Origin of the sequence: Dactylosporangium sp. NPDC048998, from assembly GCF_043197855.1 — a bacterium.
Classification (GTDB): domain Bacteria; phylum Actinomycetota; class Actinomycetes; order Mycobacteriales; family Micromonosporaceae; genus Dactylosporangium.
Genome location: NZ_JBICTV010000043.1, coordinates 34151 through 56917 on the forward strand (window position 1 = coordinate 34151; position 22767 = coordinate 56917).

Annotated in this window: 15 protein-coding genes; 10 read left to right on the forward strand and 5 right to left on the reverse strand. The window is 70.8% G+C overall.

Features of this window, described 5'->3' with window-relative positions; all coding sequences use genetic code 11:
* Window positions 1–125 precede the first annotated feature (125 nt).
* The gene (locus ACGFI8_RS43150; RefSeq protein ID WP_392813652.1) at window positions 126–497 is read right to left on the reverse strand and encodes a hypothetical protein; all 372 of its coding nucleotides are present in this window, start codon (window positions 495–497) and stop codon (window positions 126–128) included.
* A 345-nt stretch (window positions 498–842) separates the two neighbouring features.
* On the opposite strand from ACGFI8_RS43150, the gene ACGFI8_RS43155 reads away from it, so the two are divergent.
* Together ACGFI8_RS43155 and ACGFI8_RS43160 are read left to right on the forward strand one after the other, a co-directional pair.
* Entirely contained in the window at window positions 843–1265 is a 423-nt protein-coding gene (locus ACGFI8_RS43155; RefSeq protein WP_392813654.1) for a DUF4259 domain-containing protein, read from the forward strand.
* Between the two features lie 61 nt (window positions 1266–1326).
* Window positions 1327–2454 carry a Dyp-type peroxidase gene (locus tag ACGFI8_RS43160; protein ID WP_392813657.1) on the forward strand — a complete coding sequence of 376 codons (1128 nt, stop codon included), beginning with the start codon at window positions 1327–1329 and terminating at the stop codon, window positions 2452–2454.
* Here the strand turns inward: ACGFI8_RS43160 and ACGFI8_RS43165 are convergent.
* Window positions 2428–2925, reverse strand: coding sequence for a helix-turn-helix domain-containing protein (locus ACGFI8_RS43165; protein ID WP_392813660.1), 498 nt, complete (start codon window positions 2923–2925; stop codon window positions 2428–2430). The two genes, ACGFI8_RS43160 and ACGFI8_RS43165, sit on opposite strands and share 27 nt — an antisense overlap.
* Before the next feature lie 163 nt (window positions 2926–3088).
* Here ACGFI8_RS43165 and ACGFI8_RS43170 point away from each other — a divergent pair, with 163 nt between their 5' ends.
* The 8 genes from ACGFI8_RS43170 to ACGFI8_RS43205 all read left to right on the forward strand — a co-directional run bounded on the left by ACGFI8_RS43170 (window position 3089) and on the right by ACGFI8_RS43205 (window position 19125).
* A complete protein-coding gene (locus ACGFI8_RS43170; protein WP_392813662.1) occupies window positions 3089–11026 on the forward strand; it encodes a polymorphic toxin-type HINT domain-containing protein in 7938 nt (2645 codons plus the stop codon).
* A 46-nt stretch (window positions 11027–11072) separates the two neighbouring features.
* Entirely contained in the window at window positions 11073–11525 is a 453-nt protein-coding gene (locus ACGFI8_RS43175) for a hypothetical protein (RefSeq protein ID WP_392813664.1), read from the forward strand.
* 869 nt (window positions 11526–12394) lie between these two features.
* Window positions 12395–14566, forward strand: a complete 2172-nt coding sequence (locus tag ACGFI8_RS43180) for an MMPL family transporter (RefSeq protein ID WP_392813667.1) — start codon at window positions 12395–12397, stop codon at window positions 14564–14566.
* A gap of 89 nt (window positions 14567–14655) precedes the next feature.
* Window positions 14656–15324 carry a response regulator gene (locus ACGFI8_RS43185; protein ID WP_392813670.1) on the forward strand — a complete coding sequence of 223 codons (669 nt, stop codon included), beginning with the start codon at window positions 14656–14658 and terminating at the stop codon, window positions 15322–15324.
* Between the two features lie 2 nt (window positions 15325–15326).
* A complete protein-coding gene (locus ACGFI8_RS43190; RefSeq protein ID WP_392813672.1) occupies window positions 15327–16451 on the forward strand; it encodes a sensor histidine kinase in 1125 nt (374 codons plus the stop codon).
* Window positions 16452–16767: 316 nt separating this feature from the next.
* Window positions 16768–17052 carry a PadR family transcriptional regulator gene (locus tag ACGFI8_RS43195; protein ID WP_392813674.1) on the forward strand — a complete coding sequence of 95 codons (285 nt, stop codon included), beginning with the start codon at window positions 16768–16770 and terminating at the stop codon, window positions 17050–17052.
* A complete protein-coding gene (locus ACGFI8_RS43200) occupies window positions 17049–17906 on the forward strand; it encodes a hypothetical protein (RefSeq protein WP_392813676.1) in 858 nt (285 codons plus the stop codon). Before ACGFI8_RS43195 ends, ACGFI8_RS43200 begins: the two co-directional genes overlap by 4 nt.
* Window positions 17907–17958: 52 nt before the next feature.
* Complete coding sequence (locus tag ACGFI8_RS43205) at window positions 17959–19125, forward strand: alpha/beta hydrolase family protein (protein WP_392813678.1); 1167 nt, start codon at window positions 17959–17961, stop codon at window positions 19123–19125.
* A gap of 169 nt (window positions 19126–19294) precedes the next feature.
* On the opposite strand, the gene ACGFI8_RS43210 is transcribed toward ACGFI8_RS43205, so the two are convergent.
* From ACGFI8_RS43210 to ACGFI8_RS43220, 3 genes are all read right to left on the reverse strand, one after another.
* A complete protein-coding gene (locus tag ACGFI8_RS43210) occupies window positions 19295–20869 on the reverse strand; it encodes an MmgE/PrpD family protein (protein WP_392813681.1) in 1575 nt (524 codons plus the stop codon).
* A 427-nt stretch (window positions 20870–21296) separates the two neighbouring features.
* Complete coding sequence (locus ACGFI8_RS43215; protein ID WP_392813683.1) at window positions 21297–22151, reverse strand: hypothetical protein; 855 nt, start codon at window positions 22149–22151, stop codon at window positions 21297–21299.
* On the reverse strand, window positions 22148–22558 hold the full coding sequence (locus tag ACGFI8_RS43220; RefSeq protein WP_392813687.1) for a hypothetical protein: 411 nt from the start codon (window positions 22556–22558) through the stop codon (window positions 22148–22150). Before ACGFI8_RS43220 ends, ACGFI8_RS43215 begins: the two co-directional genes overlap by 4 nt.
* Window positions 22559–22767: the final 209 nt, after the last annotated feature.

The window sequence follows — 22767 nt, forward strand, 5'->3', positions numbered from 1 at the left end:
CCAGCTGTGGCGCGCAGCCGCCAAGAAGCAGGCGTCGTAGCCCACCAGCGGCGGCATCCCTGCGGTGCCGCAGACGTCCGGATCAGCCTCGCCATCTCCGTGCCTCGACGTCGGTCAGCAGGTGCTCAGTCTCGGGCTGTGCCGACCTCGGGCCACGGAGCCGGGCGGCCAGGGTGCCATCCGCCTGGGCACGACGCGGTAGCAGTGCGCCGGCGTGTCGGGCACGCACGCCTGGGTCCGCAGCGGCGGGGGTGTCGGCGGCAGCGTCTCACCCAGGTGAACGCGAGCCCGGTGCCGACCAGCCCGACAGCGGCGGCCATCCGGGCCGGCACTCTCGGTACCAGCAGGCACAGCACCGCCGCGACCAGCGCCGGGGTGAAGGCGAGCCCGGCGACGTCGCTCAGCTTGCCGGTGACCGGACCGGGGCACGCCGCCTTCAGCAGATGGTCGTTCACCAGCAGCAGGACGACGGCGCCGACGGTGACCGGGTGGGTCAACCAGGAGAGGGCGACCGCGACGTGCCGTATGCCGGGGGACGGTCCATGCGCCCATCATCGGGCCGTTCGGTGACGCCGTCCGCCCCGTTGCGCGAAACGTTACCCGGGCATCACGGTCCGCTGCGGCCCAGGCCCACCTCGCCCGGATCAGATGAGACCTACGGCGGGCAGTGACGGAACCAACGGAGCGTCCGGCAGCGCCTGCTCCGCAGAACTGCATCGTGGTCCCTGGATCTGTACCGTCACGGGTGTGGGTATGACGGCCCGCACAGCGCCGTAACCCGGCCGCGAGCCTGACGTGCGATCATCCGGGGCAACCGTCACAGCGATCAGTGGGGGTACGGCATGGGCACGTGGGACATCGGTCCGTTCGACAACGACGCGGCCGCCGACTGGTGCGGCGACCTCAACGACGTGGCGCCTGAGCAGCGCGCCGGCCTGATCCGAACCACCCTCAACGCGGTCGTCGACACGGACGGTTATCTTGACGTCGACCTGGCCGACGAGGCGATCGCCGCGGCGGCCGTCGTCGCGGCGCAGCTACCGGGTGGAGACCCGATCACCCCCGCGTACGCACCGGATTTCCTCCTGGAGGGCGGCTCGCTCGACGTCCCGGACGACGTGCCGCCGCTGGCGGTCCGGGCCCTCGACCGGATCGTCGCGGACGAGTCGGAGTGGCGCTCCCTGTGGGCGGAGAGCGCGAAGTACGCGGAGATCGTGGCGGCGCTCCAGCAACTGCGGGCCGTCCTCGACGCCGCAAGCGACTAGTTGAGGGCTCCATCCATTACTATAGATATCTATGATTCGTGCGCGACGCGAGGATCGTTCGGTGTCCGACACGGTACTGCGCCGGCGTGCGCTGCTGCAGGGCGCGGCCGGCGCAGTGGCCGGCATTGCCGGCGTCGCCGGCGCGGCGAGCTGTGGCGGGCCGGCGCAGCGACCGGCCGCTGCGCCTACGCACCAGCCCGGAGTCCTCACGCCGCCGCCGGACTCGTCGGCATTCGCTGCGTTCGACGTGGTGGCGGCCGACCGGACCGGGCTGGCGACGCTGATGGACCGGCTGGCCGTGCGCGCCGCCGCCCCTCACGCGGCCGACCTGACGATCACGCTCGCGGTGGGCGCGGGGCTGTTCGACGCGCGGTTCGGCCTCGCGGGCCAGCGGCCGGCCGGCCTGCAGGCCATGCCTGCGTTTCCCAACGACGTCCTTGCCGAGCAGTGGAGCCACGGTGACCTGCTCGTGCAGGTCTGTGCACCGCAGCAGGACGCGGCCCGGGCGGTCCTGGCCGATCTGACCCAGGTGGCGGGTACGGCGGCCAAGGTGCGCTGGCAGCTCGACGGCTTCCGCCCGGAGAACGGTGTGGACGCCGAGGGCCGCCCGACGACCCGCAACCTGTTCGGGTTCCGGGAGGGCGCCGGCAACCCGGACCCGCGCGATCAGGCGGAGATGGACCGGCTGGTCTGGGTCGGGGGCGACGACGGCGGGCCGAGCTGGACCCGGGGCGGCACCTACCAGGTGGTACGCCTGGTCAGGTTCGCCGGCGTGTGGAACACCGAACCGGTCACCCGGCAGGAGGCGGTTATCGGCCGCCGCAAGAACGACGGCGCGCCGCTGGGGCACAGCCGCGAGACCGAGCCCTTCGACTACCAGGCGGACCCGGACGGCCGCCTGATTCCGCGCGACGCGCACATCCGTTTGGCCAACCCGCGGGTGCCCAGCACCGAGGCCAGCCGGATCCTGCGCCGCGGCTACTCCTACCGCCTCGGTACCGATGCCGCCGGCCAGGCCGACGAGGGGCTCATCTTCGTGTGCTTCCAGCGGGACATCGAGCGCGGGTTCGCCACCGTGCAGCGCCGCATGGCCGGGCAGCCGCTGGATCGGTACGTGCTGACGTTCGGCGGCGGGTACTACTTCGTCCCGCCCGATCCGGCGTCATTCGCCGCCCTGCTGCGGGCGTAGCGCGGCCTCGGCCGCCCGCAGGTACCGCTGGGCGTCCCGGCTGGCCGACTGGATGTCCCGCAGTGCCTGCAGCGTGGTTGCGTGGCCGCAGGACACCTCGAGGGCGGCCCGCTCGGCCCGGTCGGCAATCCTGGTGATCACGTCGGTGAGTGTGGCGTGCAGGCGCCGCGCGACGTGCAGCGGCTCGGAGTGCTCGGGCGCGGTGTCCTGGCCCTTGCGCCCGTCCCGGCTCGTCGCCCGGGCCCGTGCCCACACCACGCGGTACACCTCGGGATCGGCCCCGGCGACGTGACACAGGGCCTCCATGACCCGCCACGGCGGGACGGCCTTGGCGGTGAAGTACCGCGACAGCGCCGAATCGCTGGTGAACGTCAGCCGTTCCAGTTCGCGCAGCGTGCAGCCGGATCGGTCGCGCAGGTCACGCAGGCTGGCTGCGAGTCGTTCACGAGGTGCCGCCGGACGACGATCCACGAGCTCTCCCCTTGGCCGGGACGGCCGCAGCTGTCCCGTTCTCGTCCCGCTTTCATCGACGCTCCTCGAATAAGTAAACCATCTCGGCCAGGATGTCGTCGGCAACTCGGTGTCGCAGAGTTGCGTGTCGATCACATGGGGTCACCGTCTTGGAGGCGCCGCAATGGACCGTGCCATCCCGATCCGTCCGCACAGTCGACCGCCGACCCCGCGCCGCTCCGGCGCGCGGCGCGCGGTCGTCGTCATCGCCACGCTGATCGCGGCCCAGCTGCCGGCGATCGGCCCGGCCAGCGCCGCTGCGGCCGCCGGGCACAACAACACCCTCGCCGCTCCCGCCGCACCACTCCAGGTGGCGGAACAGGCACCCGGCCTTCCGGGCCTGCTGGCGCCGGCGTCCACGTCCGCCGTCCCCGCAACGCCCGTCGACTACGCCTACGACGCGGCGGGCCAGCTGCGCGGGGTCACCCAGTCCGGCACCGGCGGGCAGAGCGCCCGCTACGACTACGACCAGAGCGGAAACCTGCTGTCGATCGCCAGATCGGCCTCGAGCGCACTCACCGTCACCAGCGTGGTGCCGGCCCAGGCGGCCGCGGGCGCGAGCGTGACGATCAGCGGTACCAGCTTCGCCACCACCCCGGCCGGCAACACCGTGCGGTTCAACGGCACGGCGGCCACCGTCACCTCGGCGTCGGCGACGCGGCTCGTGGTGACCGTGCCGGCCGGCGCGACCACCGGCACGGTCAGCGTCACCACGACCGCAGGCACGGCCACCAGCGCCCAGGCGTTCACCGTCGTCGCCGCCACCCCGGCGCCGACGGTCACCAGCTTCACTCCGGCGAGCGCCGCGGCCGGCACCGCCGTCACCATCACCGGCACCGGCTTCTCCACGACCGCCGCGGCGAACACCGTCACCTTCGGGCGCACCCGCGCCACCGTGACGGTGGCCACCGCCACCAGCCTCACCGTCACCGTGCCGCTCGCCGCGGGCTCGGGGCGGATCACCGTGGCCGCGGCGGGCGGCTCGGCCACCAGCGGCACCGACTTCGTCGCGGTCCCCGGCGCGTTCAGCGCGGCCAGCGTCGCGACCACCGGCGTGCTGAGCATCGACGGCACGCCGAGCACCGTGTCCGTCGCAACCGCCGGCAAGATCGCCGTGCTGGGGTTCGACGGCACCAAGGGGCAGAAGCTCAGCCTCGGCCTGACCGGCTCCACGTTCACCGGCGACCTGGCCATCCTCGGCTACACGCCGTACAGCGGGTCGTTCAGCCGTGACCAGTACGACTCGCCCTACTACCTCAGCAAGCTCGCCGGCGGCCTGGCGCTGCCGGACCTGCCGTTCAGCGGCACCTACCAGATCGTGCTGGCCCCGCTGGGCACCGCGACCGGGTCGGTGACGGCCACCCTGTCCAGCCGGGTCACCGGCTCGCTCAACCTGACCGGCACCGGCACCACGGTCAACCTCACCCGGGCCGGGCAGCAGGCCGAGCTGACCTTCAACGTGACCGCCGGGCAGTACATCGGGCTCGGCCTGACCGGCTCGACCCTCGCCTCCGGCCGGATCACCACGCAGATCAAGGAGCCCAACGGCACGCCGCTGCTGTGGAACAGCGCGGACCTGGTCCATGGCAGCGTCCTGACCCAGGGCGACGAGGTCGAGTTCACCGCGGCCATGACCGGGACGTACCGGCTGATCTTCGGTGCGTCCGACGCGGGCACCGGCTCGCTGACCGTCACCGGTTCGCTGGCACTGGACGCGGGCGTGCTGACCGTCGGCGCCGCGAAGACCGTGTCGGTCACCCGGCCGGGCCAGAACAGCCGGATGACCTTCTCCGGCACCGCCGGGCAGCGGCTGACGTTCACCATGTGGAACTACACCTTCACGTACCTGCCGTACGTGACCGTGCTCAACCCGGACAACAGCGTGCTGAGCGCGGCGTCGATGAACACGCTGACCCGGGACCTGCCGGTGCTGCCCAGCACCGGGACGTACACCATCATCGCCGGCACGGCGTCGAGCACCGGCTCCTACACGGCCTCGCTCACCCAGCGGCAGAACGCCGGCACCATCACCACCACCGGATCGGCGGCGACGCTGACGGTGGCCCAGCCGGGTCAGGCCGCCGACGTCGGGTTCACCGCGACCGCCGGGCAGCACCTCGACCTCGGCTTCACCGGCTGGACCTTCGGGACCGGGGCCCAGGTCGTCGCGCGGGTCTACGACCCGTCGGGCAACCAGGTCGTCGGCTACCTCATCGGGAACGTGGCCGCGTTCAACTTCACCGCACCGGTGACCGGCACCTACCGGCTGACCCTGACCACCAACGACGGCAGCACCGGCTCCAGCGCGGTCACGCTGTCCCAGGAGGTCGCCGGCGGCGCCGTCGGCGTCGGCGGTACCACCACCGCGATCAGCTCCACCCGGCCGGGCCAGAGCATCCGGCTGAGCTTCACGGGCGCGGCCAGCCAGCGGCTCAGTCTCGTCCTCACCGGTTACACGTACCCGCACGGCTTCGAGCTCGCCGTGATCAAGCCCGACGGCACGGTCCTGCGCGACGCGCTGATCACCGAGCTGGAGGTCGACCTCGACCCGTTGCCGGCCGCCGGCACCTACCAGGTGCTGGTCCAGCCGTTCGCGGAGACCGGCGCGAGCACGCTGCTGCTCGCCGAGCGGCTCAACGCCGGCACCGCGACGGTCGGCGGCGCCGCCCTCGCCATGCCGGTCAGCAGCGCCGGCCGGTACGCGGAGGTCTCGTTCACCGCGAGCGCCGGGCAGCGGCTGTGCTTCGGCCTGACCAGCTGGACCTTCGCCACCACCGGCGTCCGCTTCCGGCTGGTCAACGCGAGCGGTACCGGCGTGCTGGACGGCACGATCGGCAACGGCAACAGCGTCGACTACATCGCGCCGGCCGCCGGAACCTACCGGCTGCTCATCGGCGCGACCGACTTCAGCACGGGCAGCGTCACGCTGACCCTGTCGCAGCAGATCGACGGCGGCACCATGACGCTCAACTCCGCCGTCACGGTCAACGCGCCGCGGGCCGGGCAGAGCACTCACTTCAGCTACGCCGGCACCGCCGGCCAGCTGCTGCAGATCGCCTACGGCACCGTCACCATGCCGTACTACCCGTTCGTCACCGTGCGCAACCCGGACGGGACGGTGCTGGCCAGCCTGTCGGGCGCGGCGACGGTGAACATCCCGCAGCTGCCGGCGACCGGGACGTACGACATCACCATCGGCCCCTACTCGTTCACCGGTGCGGCCGTCACGACGCTGCGGACCAGGACGTCGCTGACCGGCCGGGCGCTGCGGCTGGACGACTCGACCACGGCGCCGGGGCGCCTGGTGCTGTCGGGCGGCGTGCCGGCCGGGCCGCCGGCGGCCAAGCGGACCGAGCCGGTGACCAGCCGGCCCAGCGCGCAGTCCGGCCACTTCCAGGCCGGCCAGGCCACCGGCGTCACCGGTGACACGTGGACACCGGACGCCAGCAACCTCGCCGGCACCGACTGGTACACCCACCGCGACCCGAGCCAGCGTCCGGCCGCATCGGCGCTGCGCGGGCCGGCCGGGTCGACCGCGCTGACCGGACGGGTCGTCACGCTCGACGGCAAGCCGCTGGCCAACGTCGCCCTGAGCGTCGAAGGCACCCGGACCACCACCGACGCGCAGGGCCAGTTCCTGCTCACGGGGCTGGGCGCCGGACACCGTGTGCTACGGGTGGACGGCACGTCCGCGGGCGCCGGCGGGCGCACGTACGGCCTGCACGACATCGGCGTGGACCTGGCCGGCGGCCAGACCACGGTGCTGGGGTACCCGATCTGGCTGACCGCGCTGGACACCGACCACGTCGTGACGTTCGCGTCGCCGACCGACCGCGAGGTGTCGATCACCACCCCGGCCATCCCGGGCCTGGAGGTGCGGCTGCCCGCCGGCACGGTCGTGCGCGACGTCAACGGGCACGTGGTGACCAGCCTCGGGATCACCGCGATCCCGGTGGACCGGGCACCGTTCCCGCTGCCCCGCTCGCAGGTGCCGAGCTACTTCACCGTGCAGCCCGGCAGCTCGTACGTCTTCCCGGCCGGTGCCCGGGTGATCTACCCCAACTTCACGCACGCCTCGGCCGGCGCCAAGATGGACTTCTGGCACTACGACCCGGCCGGTAAGGGCTGGTTCGTCTACGGCCACGGCACCGTCACCGCGGACGGCAAGCGGGTCGAGCCCGACAAGGGCACCGAGGTCTACCAGTTCACCGGGGCGATGCTCATCACCCCGGGCCTGGACCCGCCCCCGGCGGCGGCGCCCACCCCGGGCGGTGGCGCCTACGACGCCGACCCCGTCGACCTGGGCAGCGGGCTGTTCGTCGACCGGCACGCCGACCTGACCGTCGACGACGTCATGCCGCTCGCCGTCAACCGGACCTACCAGCAGAGCGACACGGGCCGGCGCAGCTTCGGCATCGGCGTCAACTCCGACTACGACATCAACCTGTACTCCACGAACCGGTTCGTGGACTGCTGGCTACTGCTGCCCGACGGCGGGCGGATCCGCTACCACCGGATCACCCCGGGCAGCACGGGCGCCGCGGACTTCCTGGACGCGGCGTTCCAGGCCGACCCGACGCCGACCGAGTTCAACGGCTCGATCCTGGCCTGGAACGGCGACGGCTGGGACCTGCGACTGCGCAACGGCACCACGTACATCTTCGGCGACGAGGCGCCGCTGCAGGCCATCCGCGACAAGTACGGCAACACCGTCACCGTGACGCGGGCGCCGGCCGCGGCCGACCCCGACGGCGTGATCCGGACGAAGGGCCCGATCACGCAGGTCACCTCGCCGAACGGGCGCTGGATCCGGTTCACCTACGACACCTCGAACCGCATCACGCGGGCGCAGGACAACGCCGGCCGGGCCGTCGGCTACACGTACACCACCGGCGGCAACCTGCAGACGGTGACCGACGTCGACGGCGGCATCACCACGTACACCTACGACGCCGCCGGACGCGTTCAGACCATCCGGGACCCGCGCGGCAACGTCTACCTCACCAACGCCTACGACGCCAACGGCCGGGTGCAGCAGCAGACGCTGGCCAACGGCGGCACCTATCAGCTGGCGTACACCACCGACGCCTCCGGCAAGGTGACCGAGACCAGGCTCACCGATCCGCTCGGCCACGTGCGCCGGGTCCAGTTCAACAGCGCCGGATTCGCCACCAGCGACACGTCGGCCTACGGCACCGCCAATGCACAGACGACGCAGATCACCCGCAACTCGACGACGAACCTGCCGACCACGATCGTCGACTCGCTGGGCCGCTCGACCACCTACACGTACGACGCGTTCGCCAACCTCACCGGCATCACCGAGATGGCCGGCACCGCGTCGGCGCGGACCACCACCATCGCCTACGGTGGCCCGTTCGACCAGGTCAGCACCCTCACCGACACGCTCGGGCACACGACCACCTACGCCTACCAGACCTACGGTGCGCTGAAGTCGGTCACCGACCCGCTGGGCCGGGCGGTCAACTACACGATCGACGACACCGGCCGGCTGACCAAGGTCACCGACGCGGCGGGCAGCTCCACCACCGTCGCCTACCTGCTCGGCGACCCGGCCAGCCTCATCGATCAGCTCGGCCGGACCAGCAGGGTTGTCTTCGACGCGGCCGGGCGACCGGTCGCGCTGACCGACCCGACCGGCAGCGTCGCCCGGCTCAGCTACGACAACGCCGGCAACACCCGCACCGTGACCGACGCCCTTGGCCAGGTCACCACGCTGGACTACGACGCCAACGGAAACCTGGTCCGCAGCACCAGCCCGCGCGGCAACGCCACCACGTACACCTACGACACCTCCGACCGGCTCACCGCCATCACCGACCCGCTGAGCCGAACCACCTCGGCGGCGTACGACGCGGCCGGCAACCTCACCCGGGTCACCAGCGCCCGCGGCAAGGTCACCACGATCGCGTACGACGAGCTCGACCGGCCCACCGTCGTGCAGTACGGGGTCTCCGGAACCACCTCGGAGAGCCAGATCAGCTACAGCTACGACGCGGGCGACCGGATCACGTCGGTGGCCGACTCGACCGGCGGGACCGGCACCTTCACCTACGACAACTTCGACCGGATCACCCGCGCGGTCAGCCCGCAGGGCCAGATCGACTACACGTACGACGCGGCCGACCGCCGGGCGACCATGACCGTCGCCGGGCAGCCGGTCACCACGTATACGTTCAACAACGCCGACCAGCTCACCGGCATCACCCGGGGCACCGAGACGGTCGGCATCGGCTACGACTCGGCCGGGCGCCGGGCCAGCGTGACGCTGCCGGCCGGGGTGACCGAGACCTACGGCTACGACGCCGCCAGCCAGCTCACCAGCCTCACGTACCTGCGGGGCAGTACCACGGTGGGCAACCTGACCTACGACTACGACGCGGCCGGGCGGCCGACCCACCTCGACGGGTCGTTCGCCAGGGTCACGATCCCGGCGGCGTACGGTCCGGCCACCTACGACACGGCCGACCAGCAGACCGCGGTGGCCGGGGTGGCGCGCACCTACGACGCCGACGGCAACCTCAGCAATGACGGCACCACGACGTACACCTGGAACGCCCGCGGCGAGCTCACCGGCACGGCCAAGCCCGGCCTGACGGTCACCTACGGCTACGACGGCGGCGGCCGGCGAACCGGGCGCACCGTCGGCGGGGTCAGCACCGGGTTCCTGTACGACGGGCTCAACGCGGTGCAGGAGCTGGCCGGTACCACGCCGACGGCGAACGTGCTCAGCGGCGGGCTGGACGAGACCTTCTCGGTCAGCACCTCCGGCGGCAGCCGGTCCCTGCTGGCCGACCAGCTGGGCAACACCGTCGCCCAGGCGGACAGCTCGACCCTGCCGGCGGAGTACACCTACGAGCCGTTCGGTGCGGTCACCGTGAGCGGCACCGAGAGCGGCGACCCGCCGCACTTCGCGGGCATGCGCGACGACGGCAACGGGCTCAGCAACGACCGGGCCCGGTACTACTCGCCGTCGTCCGGGCGGTTCATCAGCACCGATCCGCTCGGGCTGAACTCGGGCAGCACCAACCCGTACACCTACGTCGGCAACCAGCCCACGGACCTGATCGACCCCATGGGCACCAAGCCGCAGGGCAGCCGCGACGGCAAGAACGGCGAGTCCTGCACGATCAACAGCTTCACCGGTGACACCCGGGTGAAGATGGCCGACGGCAGTACCAGGCCGATCGACCAGATCAAGCCGGGCGACAAGGTGCTGGCCACCGACCCGGCCACCGGGCAGACCGCGGCGGAGCCGGTGACGGCGCTGATCGTGGGCGACGGCGACAAGGACCTGGTCGACGTCTCGGTCACCGACACCGACGGCCGCGACAGCACGCTCACCGCGACGGACGGCCACCCGTTCTGGGTGGACGCCGACGGCAGCCCGGCCACACCGGGCGGCGCCTGGATCGACGCCAAGGACCTGCGGGTCGGTCAATGGCTCAAGACCGCCGACGGCAAGCTGGTCCGGGTCGCCGGTACGCACGCGTACCGCCAGCACGCCCACGTCTACAACCTCACCGTCGCCGACCTCCACACGTACTACGTGGTCGCCGGTGACGACACCTCGGTCCTCGTCCACAACTGCGGCAACAAGGGCAGCAAGACCAACAACAAGGCCAACAAGAAGAACAAGGCCGACAAGGGCGACGAAGACGAGGACGTAGACAGCGAGAAATACGTCACCTACACCAAGACGAACCCGACCACGGGGGAGGTCTACACGGGACGTTCATACGGCACGGGTACCCCGGAGCAGATCGTCGCCGCGCGCGACGCTGGTCACCACATGACCGCGAAAGGCTTCGGCCCGGCCGTGCTGGACCGGTACCGGGTGGCGACCAAGGCGCACGACCTTCGCCACAGCGACCCCGCCTACCAGGCAATTCGCGGCCGTGAACAACAGATGATCGACTTCCACGGCGGCGCCAAGAGCGATGGCGGGACATCGGGGAACGCCATTCGCGGAGCGGCCGCGGACAACCCGCTGCTCGGCACCTACCTGCGGGCGGCAACCAGGGCCTTCGGCGCACCCTGACGATAGGATTCGACACAGGTAGCCGAACGACGAGGGGGACAGCGAGATGGCGGTGCGGTTCACACCGGGCGGCGTGCTGCGGGTGCCGTTGCCGGACGACGACGTGGCCCATGCCGTCATGCTCGCTGTCTCCCCGTACGTCGCGTTCTACGGCGGGGAGGAGGGGTTTGCCGAAAACCGGCTGCCCGACCGGCCGCCGCTGTTCGTGCTGGCCGTGCAGAAGAACGCCTATTCCACCGGCGGCTGGGGCTCCATCCTGTTCCGCGTGCGGGAAGCGGACCTGCCCGAGATCCCGTTGTTCTACCGGCAGGACGCGATGCGCCCGCAGGACTGCGAAATCGTCAACGCGCGGGGCGCCACGCGCAAGGCCACCCCGGCGGAGTGCGCCGGTCTCGAACGCAGCGCAGTGTGGGCCGCCCCGCACGTCGAGAGCAGGCTCTCGGACCACTTCGCGAATCGGCCCAATGCCTTCGTCGAGTCGATGAAGCTGAAGCCGTGATTGACGCACGTCTTAGCTGAGCGTTTCCCGCACACGGGCGAAGCCGGCGATCGCGCTGGGCGGGCCGCGCCGGGCCCGCTCGTGCGGCCTTGAAGACGTACAGGAACAAGGTCGCGCGAGCGGCGTCGACGCGGTCGCCTTCGGGCTGGTCCCCAAGTGGTCCCCAGCGATGTATCCGCTAGTTCACCGCAGCGATCTGAGCGGCGATGGAAAGGGCCGCTGACGTGGGCTTTTAACCCTTCGTCAACGGCCCTACAAGTTGTCGGGACAGCGGGATTTGAACCCACGACCCCTTGACCCCCAGTAGCCGGAGGCCCCAGCGACGTGCTCAGGCACGTTCTCCCAGGTCGCCACAAGCATAAACCGGCCGAGTAAAGGGGTCTTGCGACGGCGTCACCTGAAACGTGTACGGGAATTGGGAAGGTTTCAGTGGCGGCCACACATCGGTACCGTCGCTGTATCCCAGGCCTCGCCAGCTCTCGCTTGGCCTCGCCGTGGGCGACGGTTGGCGTCATGGAGGAGGTCCCCGCTTGTCGTGTACGTGAGGGCCACCTGGTAGGTCGTCGAGGGGCTCGACCCCGAGGAAGGCGACCCGTGCGTGTGGATGTTCGACTACGGGGCCCAACCCGGTGGGACGGCCTCGGCGACAGGGACGGGCGGCAACCACGGGTGCTGGCTCCCGCCAAAGGCGGCGGGTTGAGGGCGTCGATGCTGCTTGGGTTCGCCGGGTACTGCATCGGCGGTACGCCGGGCCCGGCTGCGGCGACCGCGGTATGTGCGGTCACCGTGGTTGGCCGACGACGGGGTACGGGCCCGGTGGCGACAGTGGAGGCGTTCTGCTCCACCGTTGCGACGAAGGGATCTGCTCCGTGTCTGCTCTGGCCCGCTGGTGCGTCAGGCACCGCAAGACAGTATTTGCCGGCTGGCTGCTGCTGGTGATGGGTCTGCTCGCTCTGGTGATTGTCGGAGGGACGGCGTTCAAGACCTCTGCCGAAATGCCCGACAGCGAGTCGTCGAAGGCGTATGCGTTGCTCGCCCGGATGTCCGGCGGTGCCGGTGAGGCGACGACCACCGGCAAGGTTGCATGGCACGCGACGGCTGGTTCGGTGACGTCGGCCCAGGTGCAACAGGAGATCGGTGGTCTGCTGGACGAGGTCGGCAAGCAGCCAGGCGTGCTCTCCGTGGTGAGTCCGTACAGCGAGGCCGGCGCTCGACAGGTGGCAGCGTCCGCGAACACGGCGTATGCCCAGGTGATCCTGCGGTCCGACGCAGATGTCGAGGGCGTCGAGAAACTCCTGGACCAAGCTGATCTCAGGGGCGTGGAGCTGACCTACGGCGGTACGGCGTTCGATCACCAGCCGCAGCCGAGCCATGGCGGTGAGGCCGTCGGCCTGATCGTGGCGCTGGTGCTGCTGATGCTGATGTTCCGGTCGTGGTGGGCGTCGTGGCTGCCGCTCATGACCGGGATCGTCGGCGTGGTCGTGTCGCTGCTGCTCGTCGCGGCCGGCTCGCACGTCGTCACGTTGGACGCGACTTCGATCACCATGGCGTCGATGATGGGTCTGGCCGTCGGCATCGACTATGCGCTGTTCATCGTCAACCGCACTCGCAAGGGGCTGCTCGCCGGTCAGTCGGTTGCGGATGCGGTGGCCCGGGCGGTCGACACCTCCGGCCGGGCGGTCGTCTTTGCCGGGTTGACGGTCATCGTGGCGCTGGTCGGGATTCGGGTCGTCGGCATGGGGGTGCTCACCGGCATGGGCGAGGCCGCCGCGGTGACGGTGGCGTGCACGGTACTGGCCGCCTTGACGCTGCTGCCGGCGTTGATGGGCACGCTGGGGGTGAAGGTGTTGTCGAAGCGGCAGCGCGCGCAGCTGGCCGAGGGTGTCGTCGAGCACCACCGGCCGGGCGGGCTTGCCGCTGGTTGGGCTCGGCTGGTCCAGCGGGCGCCGTGGCTGGTGGTTCCGCTTGCGCTGGTGGCGGTTGTGGTGCTCGCGGCGCCGGTCCTGCAGATGCGCGTCGGTGACGCCGACGCGAGCAGCGACCCGTCCGGGTCGCGGTCGCACCGGTACGCCGTGATGACGTCGTCCGCCTTCGGCGCCGGCTTCGACAACCAGCTCGTCGTCGCGGCGAGCACCCCCGCCGCCCCGTCGAAGCAAGCGTTTGCGGAGCTGGCTGGCCGGCTCGCCGCGGTGCCGGGTGTTGTCTCGGTGACTCCGGTGAGCGCGTCGGCGGACGGCACGGTCGGTATGGTGACGATCGTCCCCGCCAGCAGCGCGCAGGCCGCGGAGACGGCGGAGCTCGTCGAGCGTCTGCGTGGCGACGTCATCCCGTCCGCGGAAGCCGGGACCGGCCTGCGTGCGTACGTCGGTGGGAAGGCGGCCTCGAGTCAGGACCTGGCCGACGCGCTGATGGGCAGGCTTCCGCTGTACCTGGGCATCATCGCGGTTCTCGGGTTCCTGCTGCTGGCGGTGGCGTTCCGCAGCCTCCTGGTGCCGCTGGTGGGGGCGTTGAGCAACATCACGAGCATCCTCGTCGGCCTCGGCGCCATCACGGCCGTGTTCCAGTTCGGCTGGGGCAGCGAGCTGATGCAGGTCGGCTCCGGTGCGCCGATCATGTACATCGTCCCCGTGATGATCGTCGGCATCGTGTTCGGTCTGTCGATGGACTACCAGGTGTTCCTGGTCAGCCGGATCCATGAGGAGTGGACGCACTTCGGTGACAACCGGCGGGCCGTGCGGGTCGGCGTGACCGAGACCGGCCGGGTCATCGCCACCGCTGCGCTGATCATGGTCGGTGTGTTCGCCTCCTTCGCGTTCGGCGGGCAGCGGATCGTCTCTGCCATCGGCGTAGGCCTGGCGGTCGCCGTGCTGATCGACGCCTTCGTCGTGCGGATGACCCTCATCCCGGCGCTGATGACGGTGCTCGGCCGATACAACTGGTGGTATCCGCGCTGGGCGCAGAGGATCACGCCGCGTGTGGCGGTTGAGGGAACCCCGGAGGCACAGCCGGTACAAGAGCGGGAGCCGGCCACGGTCGGATGAGTGCGGTGCAGGGTGCCCGGGCGTGCCAGTGTCCGGGCGCCCTGCCGTCGGCGGAAGATGGAACCGACCGTATGAGGGAGGCATTGCACGTGACGATCCGCGTCCTCCTCGCCGACGACCAGGCGCTGCTACGGGCCACCTTCCGGCTGCTGCTGGACGCCGCACCGGACATCGAGGTCGTCGCCGAGGCCTCGACGGGCGATGAGGCCGTCGCGAAGGCGTTGCAGACCGGCCCGGACGTGGTCCTGGACATCCGGATGCCGGGCAGCGACGGTATTGCCGCCACCGGTCGGATTGCCGGGGCGCAGAGCCTGACCGGCACCCGGGTACTCATCCTCACCACGTTCGAGACCGACGAGCACGTCCTGGCCGCACTGCGCGCCGGGGCCAGCGGCTTTCTCGGCAAGGGGGTCGACCCCGCCGACCTCCTGCAGGCAATCCGCACCGTCGCCGCGGGTGAGTCGTTGTTGTCACCGGCCGCGACGACCGCGCTGATCGGCCGGTTCCTCGCGGTCCCGGAGCAGACCGCCGTCAGTGCCGACGCCCGCTTGGACGAGCTCACCACCCGGGAGCGGGAGATCGTCGCGCTGGCGGGCACGGGACTGTCGAACGACGAGATCGGCCGGCGGCTGTCGATTAGCGCCGCGACCGCCAAGACACACGTCAACCGCGCCATGATGAAGATCGGCGCGCGCGACCGCGCCCAGCTCGTGGTGTTCGCCTATGAGACGGGTCTCGTCACACCGGGGCGGAGCTGACCGTGCGCGGGTTGCGGGCCGTCGGGCTCTCGCTGGTGGTCGTGCTGATCGGTATGGCGGAGATCGCCTACGGCCACGGCCCTGGGTTGTTCAAGCCGACGATTCCCCAGCTCGTGCTCGTGCTGGTGGGGGCCGGGGCGCTGCTGGTGCGGCAGCGCTACCCTCGCGCGGTCGTGGTCGTCACGGTGCTGTGCGGGGCGGCCCTGCCAGCGTTTCCGCCGCACCTTGTGCTGGCGGATGCGCCAACCATGGTGGCGTTGTACACCCTCGCGCTGCAGGCCGGAAGGCGTACCGCGGCAGCGTACGGTGCCGTCTCCGTGTTGCTGCTCACCGGCAGTTCCATATGGTGGCTTCCGGAGCATCTCTTCGACATCCACAACGTACTGCCGCTGAACTACATCGCTGCCGCGGTCGCGATCGGCGACTCGGTGCGCAACCAGCGCAAGCTCCTGGCTCAGGAACGCCAACGGGCGGCCGAGGCCGAACGAGACCGCGAAGTGGAGGCCCGGCGGCAGGTTCGCGAGGAGCGCGTCCGCATCGCCCGCGACCTGCACGACGTCGTCGCCCACCACATCACGCTGGTCAACGCACAGGCCGGCGTCGCGCACCACCTGCTGCGCACCGACCCGGACCGCGCCTACCAGGCCCTCGCCGGCATCAAGGACACCAGCCGGGCAGCCCTCGACGAGCTACGGGCGACGGTCGGCCTGCTGCGTGCCGACGACGAGCCGGACAACCGGCAACCCGCACCCACCTTCGCCGGACTCGACGCGTTGCTGGACGGATTCCGCCAAGCCGGGCTCGAAATCCGCGTGACCCGCGCCGGCGCCCCGCGACCGCTCACCGGCACCGCCGACCTCGCCGCCTACCGGATCGTGCAGGAGGCACTGACCAACGCCCGCAAGCACGGTGGCGGGGGAGCCGTGGACCTGGACCTCACATACAGCGGCGACACCCTTGACATCACGCTCACCAATCCGGCCCAGCCGGGCGTGCGGGGGCCGGGCACGGGCCACGGCATGATCGGCATGCGGGAACGCGCCGAGTCAGGCGGCGGCCGGTTTGCGGCCGGCATGATCACCGGGACGTTTGTCGTTCAAGTCAGCCTGCCGCTGGCGGCGGACTGACTCGGGGCCTGTTGCGGAGCTGTTACGAGCTCCGGCTTGTTGGGACGGCAGTGCGCGATGATGGCGCCACCAACGCGTGGTTCTGGGTGGTGAGCCAGGCGAAGGCGGTGAACGAGACGCCCAACGCGCTGGAAACCGCCAGCGCCAGTACGGTGGCCGGCCGTGTCGGGTGGTTGGCGGGAGGGCCGCATCCATCGTGTCCATCGGCGTCTCCTGCGCATCGTGGGTAGATCGGTTGACGGTACATCGAGACTCGATATAGCGTCAGTCGAGCATACGGGAAGAGGTCGCGGTGGCCGCGGATACTGATTCGGCTGTGCTGGTGCTGGCCAGCCTGGCTGAGGGAGCCAAGCACGGATACGCGATCACCCAGGACATCGCCGAGCAGGTCGGGGTTCGCCTGGGGCCGGGCACGTTGTACGGGGTCTTGGCGCGGCTGGAGGACGACGGGTTGATCGAGGCGCTGCCGGCAGAGGGCCGGCGCCGGCCGTATCGGATCACCGCCGCCGGACAGCGGGCGCTCGCGGGACAGGTACAGCAGATGCGGCGGGTCGCCGACCTGGGGTTGCGGCGACTGGGCCTGGCCGGCGGGCAGGCGTGAGCGGGGGTGACGGCCCACGGGTCCGGATCCTTGTCGCGCTGTTTCCTCCGGCGTGGCGGGTCCGGTACGCCGACGAGTTCGGCGCGCTGCTGGCCGATACCGGGCCCAGCGGGTGGGCGATGCTCGACGTGCTGGCCGCGGCGCTGGGCGCGTGGCTGCGTCCACCGGCCCGGCTACATGACCGTGCCGGCCGGATGCGCGCCACCGTGGGCGTCACGTTGTGCGCGTGGACGGTCCTGGCCGCCGGTGCGGTCCTGTTCGCCAAGCTGACCACGGACGGGGCGGCGCACGGGTCCGGGCGGGGCGGCGGATGGTATGACGTGTTCGTCGGTGGCGCGTGCGTGTCCGTCCTGGCGATTTCGGTTGCTTGGCTGCCGTTGGTGGTCGCGATCGCGCGTCGAGCCCGCCAACACGGGCGGGTCGCGGCGTTGCTGGCCGCGCCGGTCGTGCTGCCGCTCCCGTTTCTGGTCGCCGCCGCGGCGTCGGCGGCATGGGCACCAAGGTCCGCGCCACCGGGCGCCGGGGTCGCCGCGCCGGTGTTCGTGCTGCTGGCCGGCCTGGGTGTGGCGATTGCGGCCGGCTGCGGCGCTGGACCGGCGTTGGCGCTGGCCCGGACACGACCGGACGGCCCCGTGCGGTTGACCGTGGCGGTGGCGGCCAGTGCCTGCGCGACTGCCGCGATGGCGGTCGCCGCGACCGCGAGCGTGGCCTACCAGGTGGCCCGCGCCGCTGCCGCACCGGCTGGCCTGACCGTGTACGGGCTGGCCATGGCCGCAGCGCTGGCTGTCGCCGCGGTGTCAGGTGTGCGTGGATTGCGGGCCGTGCAACTGGATCGGAGTGCCTGTGCGGGCTGATCGCGGGTGGCCCCGGCGCTTACGCCGGACCTCAAAGGTGTTCCTCAGTTTCGTGCTGGCCATCGTTGTCGCGGCGGGTGGCTACGTCGGCTACGTGGCGATCCGACACACGCGACCAGTCACGTTGCCGGTGCCGACTGGCCAATACGCGGTCGGCAGGACCACGTTCGACTGGACCGACTCCACCCGGACCGATCCGATCGCCCCGCAGGCCGGCAACCCCCGCGAGTTGTCGGTCTGGCTGTGGTACCCGGCGCCGCCGGGCACCACCGGTCCCCGTGCGCCGTACGCCCCTGGTGCGTGGAGCGGGCTGCACCTGCCGGGCCTGATCGGGTTGGCGGAGACGAGCTTCGGTGCGGTACGCAATCATGCTCTTGACCGTGTGCCGGTGGCCGCCGGCCAGTTCCCGGTTGTGGTGTTGGAGCCCGGCCTAGGCTTCGCGGTGCCGCAGTACACGACGATCGCCGAGGACCTGGCCAGCCATGGCTACCTGGTCGCTGGGGTCACGCCCACCTACAGCGCCAACCTCACCGTGCTGCATGGCGGCGCCGTCCACTCCAGCCCGGCCGGCAATCCCAGCGCGTTCGACGATGCGGACCTGCATGCCGGTGCCGCGCAAGAGGCTGGCGACCGGTTGGTGCAGGTGTGGTCGGCTGATGTGCGGTTCACCGCCGGCCAGGTGGCCGGCCTCGGGCGGGCCGGCGAGTTCGCCGGCCACGTGGACGCGAACCACACCGTCTACATTGGGCACTCGTTCGGCGGGGCCGCAGCAATGCAAGCCTGCCACGACGACCCACGCTGCACCGGCGCCGCGAACCTGGACGGCACCCAGTTCGGACCGGTGGTGCACAGCGGACTGGACCGACCCACCCTCACCATGGCCAGCGAGGATTCCTGCGTGACCGGGGCCTGCCAACCAGCCAGCGTCGCGGACCGCTCCGACCAGGCCACCGCCCGCGCCCTGCTGGCCGCCAGCACCGGCTCGACGTTCCGTTACCAGATCACCGGCATGCGGCACTTCAACTTCACCGACTACGCCACCTACTACCTCGCCGGGCCGCTGCGCAGCCAACTCGCGCTCGGAAGCATCGACGGTGACCACGGATTGGCGATCACCACCGCGTACCTGACCGTGTTCCTCGAGCACATCCTGCGCGACCGCCCGGAGCCTTTGCTGACCAACCCGGACCCCCGCTATCCGCAGGTAAAGATCCTGTGAACGACGTTCGGTCCTCAGTACCGCTGCGTCCGCACATCCGGGTCTGGCCGCTCGGTAAATGCGCCACCGGTGGCGGCTCGACCGCCAGGACGGGGCGCGTGCCTGGTGAGCGGCGGACGCGGAGGACGAATCCCTCCGCGGCCGCGGGTACCGCATCCGGCCGGGGGTCTCAGTCAAGCGGCGAGCGCACAGCGGGTGTGAGCAGGGCTGTCAGCTGAGCGACGTCGTCGAGGGTGTCGATGCCGAGGACGGCTTTTTCGATGGCGGCCTGCCGCTCAGCAGGGATAACGCGGTGGGTCAGCTTGGCGTACTTGTCACGGATATCCGCGTTCGTCAGGTTCCGGTCGCCGGTGCCGCGCGGGTGCACGACCTTGGCGGCACGGGTGCTCCCGTCCTTGCAGGTCAGCCGCACCCGGGTGGTGAGCCGCTCGTCGGCCGGGAGGTGGTCGTAGGCCTTTTCGTGGTGTGTGAGCGTCCGGTCGATCAGGGCCCAGACGTCATCGCGGTTGATCCGGTCCGGCCGGAACTGGTCGACGAGCACGTCGCCATCGAGGAGGGCCACCGCCACCGCGTACGCGACGTTCATCTGAGCGCCGATCACCTGCAGCGGGCGCTCGGCCTTCCACCCGCCATGCGCGTAGGCGGCTTCGCACATGTCGATGTCGATCCGCTGGATCTGGCTGACGTCGACCTTGGGCCGCAGCTCGAGTGCGGCGTCGATCGCGGCGTGCAGCAATCCCATGCACGAGTACGCCTTCACGGCGATCCGTTCGGTCTCCCACAGAATGCCGAGGCCCGCGTAGATCTCTTCGGGGTAGGTGCGGTGGCCCTCGCCGAAGACGGCCAGCCAGCCACCGTAGGGGCGCTCGAACACCCGCTTGATGCCGATGTAGTCCGATGCTGCCAGCGCGGCGGCGGTCAGGCCGTTGCGCGAGGCGAAGCCGTGCTGCATCCGCTTGACCATCGATTCGTACATCGCTGACATCAGCCCGCACGATTGGGTGGCCGCCATCCCGAAGGCATCCTCGAACCCGGCCGCGTCCAGCCCATACAGCGATCCCGCGGCAGCGGCCGCAGAAATAGTGCCGAAGACCACGCCCGAATGCCACCCTCGGGAGAGCATGTCCAGCCCGCCGAGCGCCTGCCCGACCCGCGGGCCGGTCTCGTACCCTAGGACCGCGCCGAGCAGGAAGCGCTCGCCGGAGACGCGGCCCACGCGCGAGGCAGCGGCGAGCATCGCCGGGAGGACCAGCGAGTTGCTGTGCAGCGGGGCCAGCGGGTGGTAGTCATCCAGCTCGAACCCCTGGATGAAGCTGGAGTTCAACATGGCCGCCGACGTGGCGCTGGTAGCCCGGCCGTCCCAACCGATCAGTGCGGCATCCCCGGCGCTGTCGAGCGCTGTTACCCCCTCGACGCCGATGCGGGAGACGGGCAGCTGCGCACCCACCGTGGCACAGGCGATGCCGTCCAGTACTAGGTGCCTGGCCCGGTCGCGGACGGAGGCGGGAACGTCGTCCAGCGTTGTCTGAGCGACCCAGGTGGCAAGCCGACCAGTCGGGCCAGCAGGATCCATGGCGGGACGGCCTGGTTTCCCCGTCTGCCTGACGGCGACGGGCGCTTGGGAAGCAGCCATGGCAGTTTCGCCCTTCACTTCGGTTATCTCGGGTTCGGGCCTGGGGTGTAGGCCACCCATGGCCGAACGAGGTAGGCCCGCACCTCCATGATCATGTCGCTGAAGCGGCATATGCCCCACAGTGGCCGATTCAAACCAGACGGTGGGTCGGTGCGCGGTTGTTAAGGGATCTCCGCGTCGCAGGCCGCCAAGCAGCCCCATTTGCCGCCCGGCGCGCTGCCATATCGCCTGCATGTTTATGCATCACCGCTCCTGGAGCGAATATCCTCATCTGCCGCCGATAGCGCACGTCCAGCCGGCGATCGTCGCGAGCAAGTAGGACCGGCAACTACCTACGGTGACCGACTGTGCCGAGGCCGGCTGAGTTTGTGGCCGTCCGGCGGAGCCAGTCGGTCCTAGCCGGTCCTGGCCGACTGATCTAACGCCAGCATTCCGCAGGTTCGGGCAGGATCGCGGCATGCTTGACCCGTGAAGCGCTCGACCTGTCCCCGGCCTCTTGGTAGCTCCGAGGTCGGTGTTCGCCAGAGCGAGTGGGTGCTCATCCGTCGGCTGTGTGGGCCGTTGCGGCGGCAGTTGCGGGTGCGGTGGCCAGGACGGCGGCTGCGGCGGTGGTGGCCAGGACCGCGACCACAGCGTAAGGCGCCCAGCCGGCCCGTACGGTGTCGTGTAGGACCGCGATCCCGATGGCGGACGGTGCGATGACCTCGACGATCCACAGCACTGCGGTGACCGGCCCGACCTGCCCGTGCTGTAACGCGTGCGCGTAGAGCAGCATCCCGGTCACCCCGAACCCGGCCAGTGCCCAGGTGAGGGGTTCGGCGGCGAGCGCGCCCAGGACGGCCGGCACGTCCCGCATCGCGGGTGCGGACAACGGCAGCGCACGGGCACACAGCGCTGCCCCGCCGAACGCCAGCCCGGCCAGTGCCGCGCTCGCACCCGGCGAACCCGCCCGGGCGGCGATCCATCCGCAGACCGCGACCAGGACCGTCGCCGCGACCAGGCCGAACCGGACCATGGCCGAGGGCCGGACCTGGTCCTGCGGGCCTGCGGACAAGGCCAGGACCGTGAGCGCGAGAACGGTGACCGCGACGGCGGCGCCGTCGCGGCGCCGGATCCGGGCGGCCAGCAGCAGACGGGCGGCGAGGACGGTGACCGCGAGGGAGCCGGCGAGGACGGCCTGGACCTGGTAGACCGCCAGGGTGCGCAGTGCCACGAGGGACGCCAGCCAGGCCAGCAGGTCACAGCCGAGGCCGGCAATGTACAGCGGGTGGCGCAGGGCGTGCAGGGTGCCGGTGCTGCGGCGGGCGGCGAGGGCCTGGGTCACCGAGCCGGCGCCGTAGCTGACCGCCGCGGCCACCGCGAACGCCAACGCCGCCGCGGGCGCGACGGTCATGGCGGACCACTGTCCGGTGAGGGTGTTCCGACGGGTGGTGTGTGCTGGCCGAGGAGCGGCACCTCCGCCAGGCCTTCGACGTCAGCGATGGCCAGACCCTGCACGGCGGCGTTGCTGAAGCCGCTGAGCACACTGTACGGGGTCTGCCAGTACGACTGGTATTTGTTGTTGTAGCGGCACAGCGACTCCCTCTGGGTACCGTCGGAGAAGCGGTGCGGCAGCCGGCGCTGCAGGTCGGTCAGCCGCCCCCTCGCCGCGTTCACCGGCCAGGACGGCGCGCATTGCGGCGAAGTTGAGACCAGACCCCACTCGCCGCGGCTCTTGAGGTACTTGCTGCGGCGCATGAGGTTTGGTACCCCGCAGATGCACGTCTCCTGGCTGCTGAAACGTTCCTTTTGCCAGCTCAAAGTCGGCATCCTGATCTCGGCCGAGGGGCGCCGTCTGAGCGAGAACCGGTCCCCACCCGTCCCGGCCCGCAGTCGATGGGCCCTGCAGGGCATCTCAGGTATCGGCAGCCTTCTGGTTGGGCAGGGCGAGGCGGAAGATGGTTTTCCAGACGCTGGCGGTCTGGTGGGCGAGGGAGCCGGTGTTGTATCGCAGCCCGAATCGTTCGCAG

Bases quoted from the DNA above. Each gene is read 5' to 3' on its own strand.
- ACGFI8_RS43170 (WP_392813662.1), top strand. From the start codon at position 3,089: ATGGACCGTGCCATCCCGATCCGTCCGCACAGTCGACCGCCGACCCCG.
- ACGFI8_RS43215 (WP_392813683.1), bottom strand. From the start codon at position 22,151: ATGACCGTCGCGCCCGCGGCGGCGTTGGCGTTCGCGGTGGCCGCGGCG.
- ACGFI8_RS43210 (WP_392813681.1), bottom strand. From the start codon at position 20,869: ATGCCGCTTCAGCGACATGATCATGGAGGTGCGGGCCTACCTCGTTCG.
- ACGFI8_RS43175 (WP_392813664.1), top strand. From the start codon at position 11,073: ATGGCGGTGCGGTTCACACCGGGCGGCGTGCTGCGGGTGCCGTTGCCG.
- ACGFI8_RS43155 (WP_392813654.1), top strand. From the start codon at position 843: ATGGGCACGTGGGACATCGGTCCGTTCGACAACGACGCGGCCGCCGAC.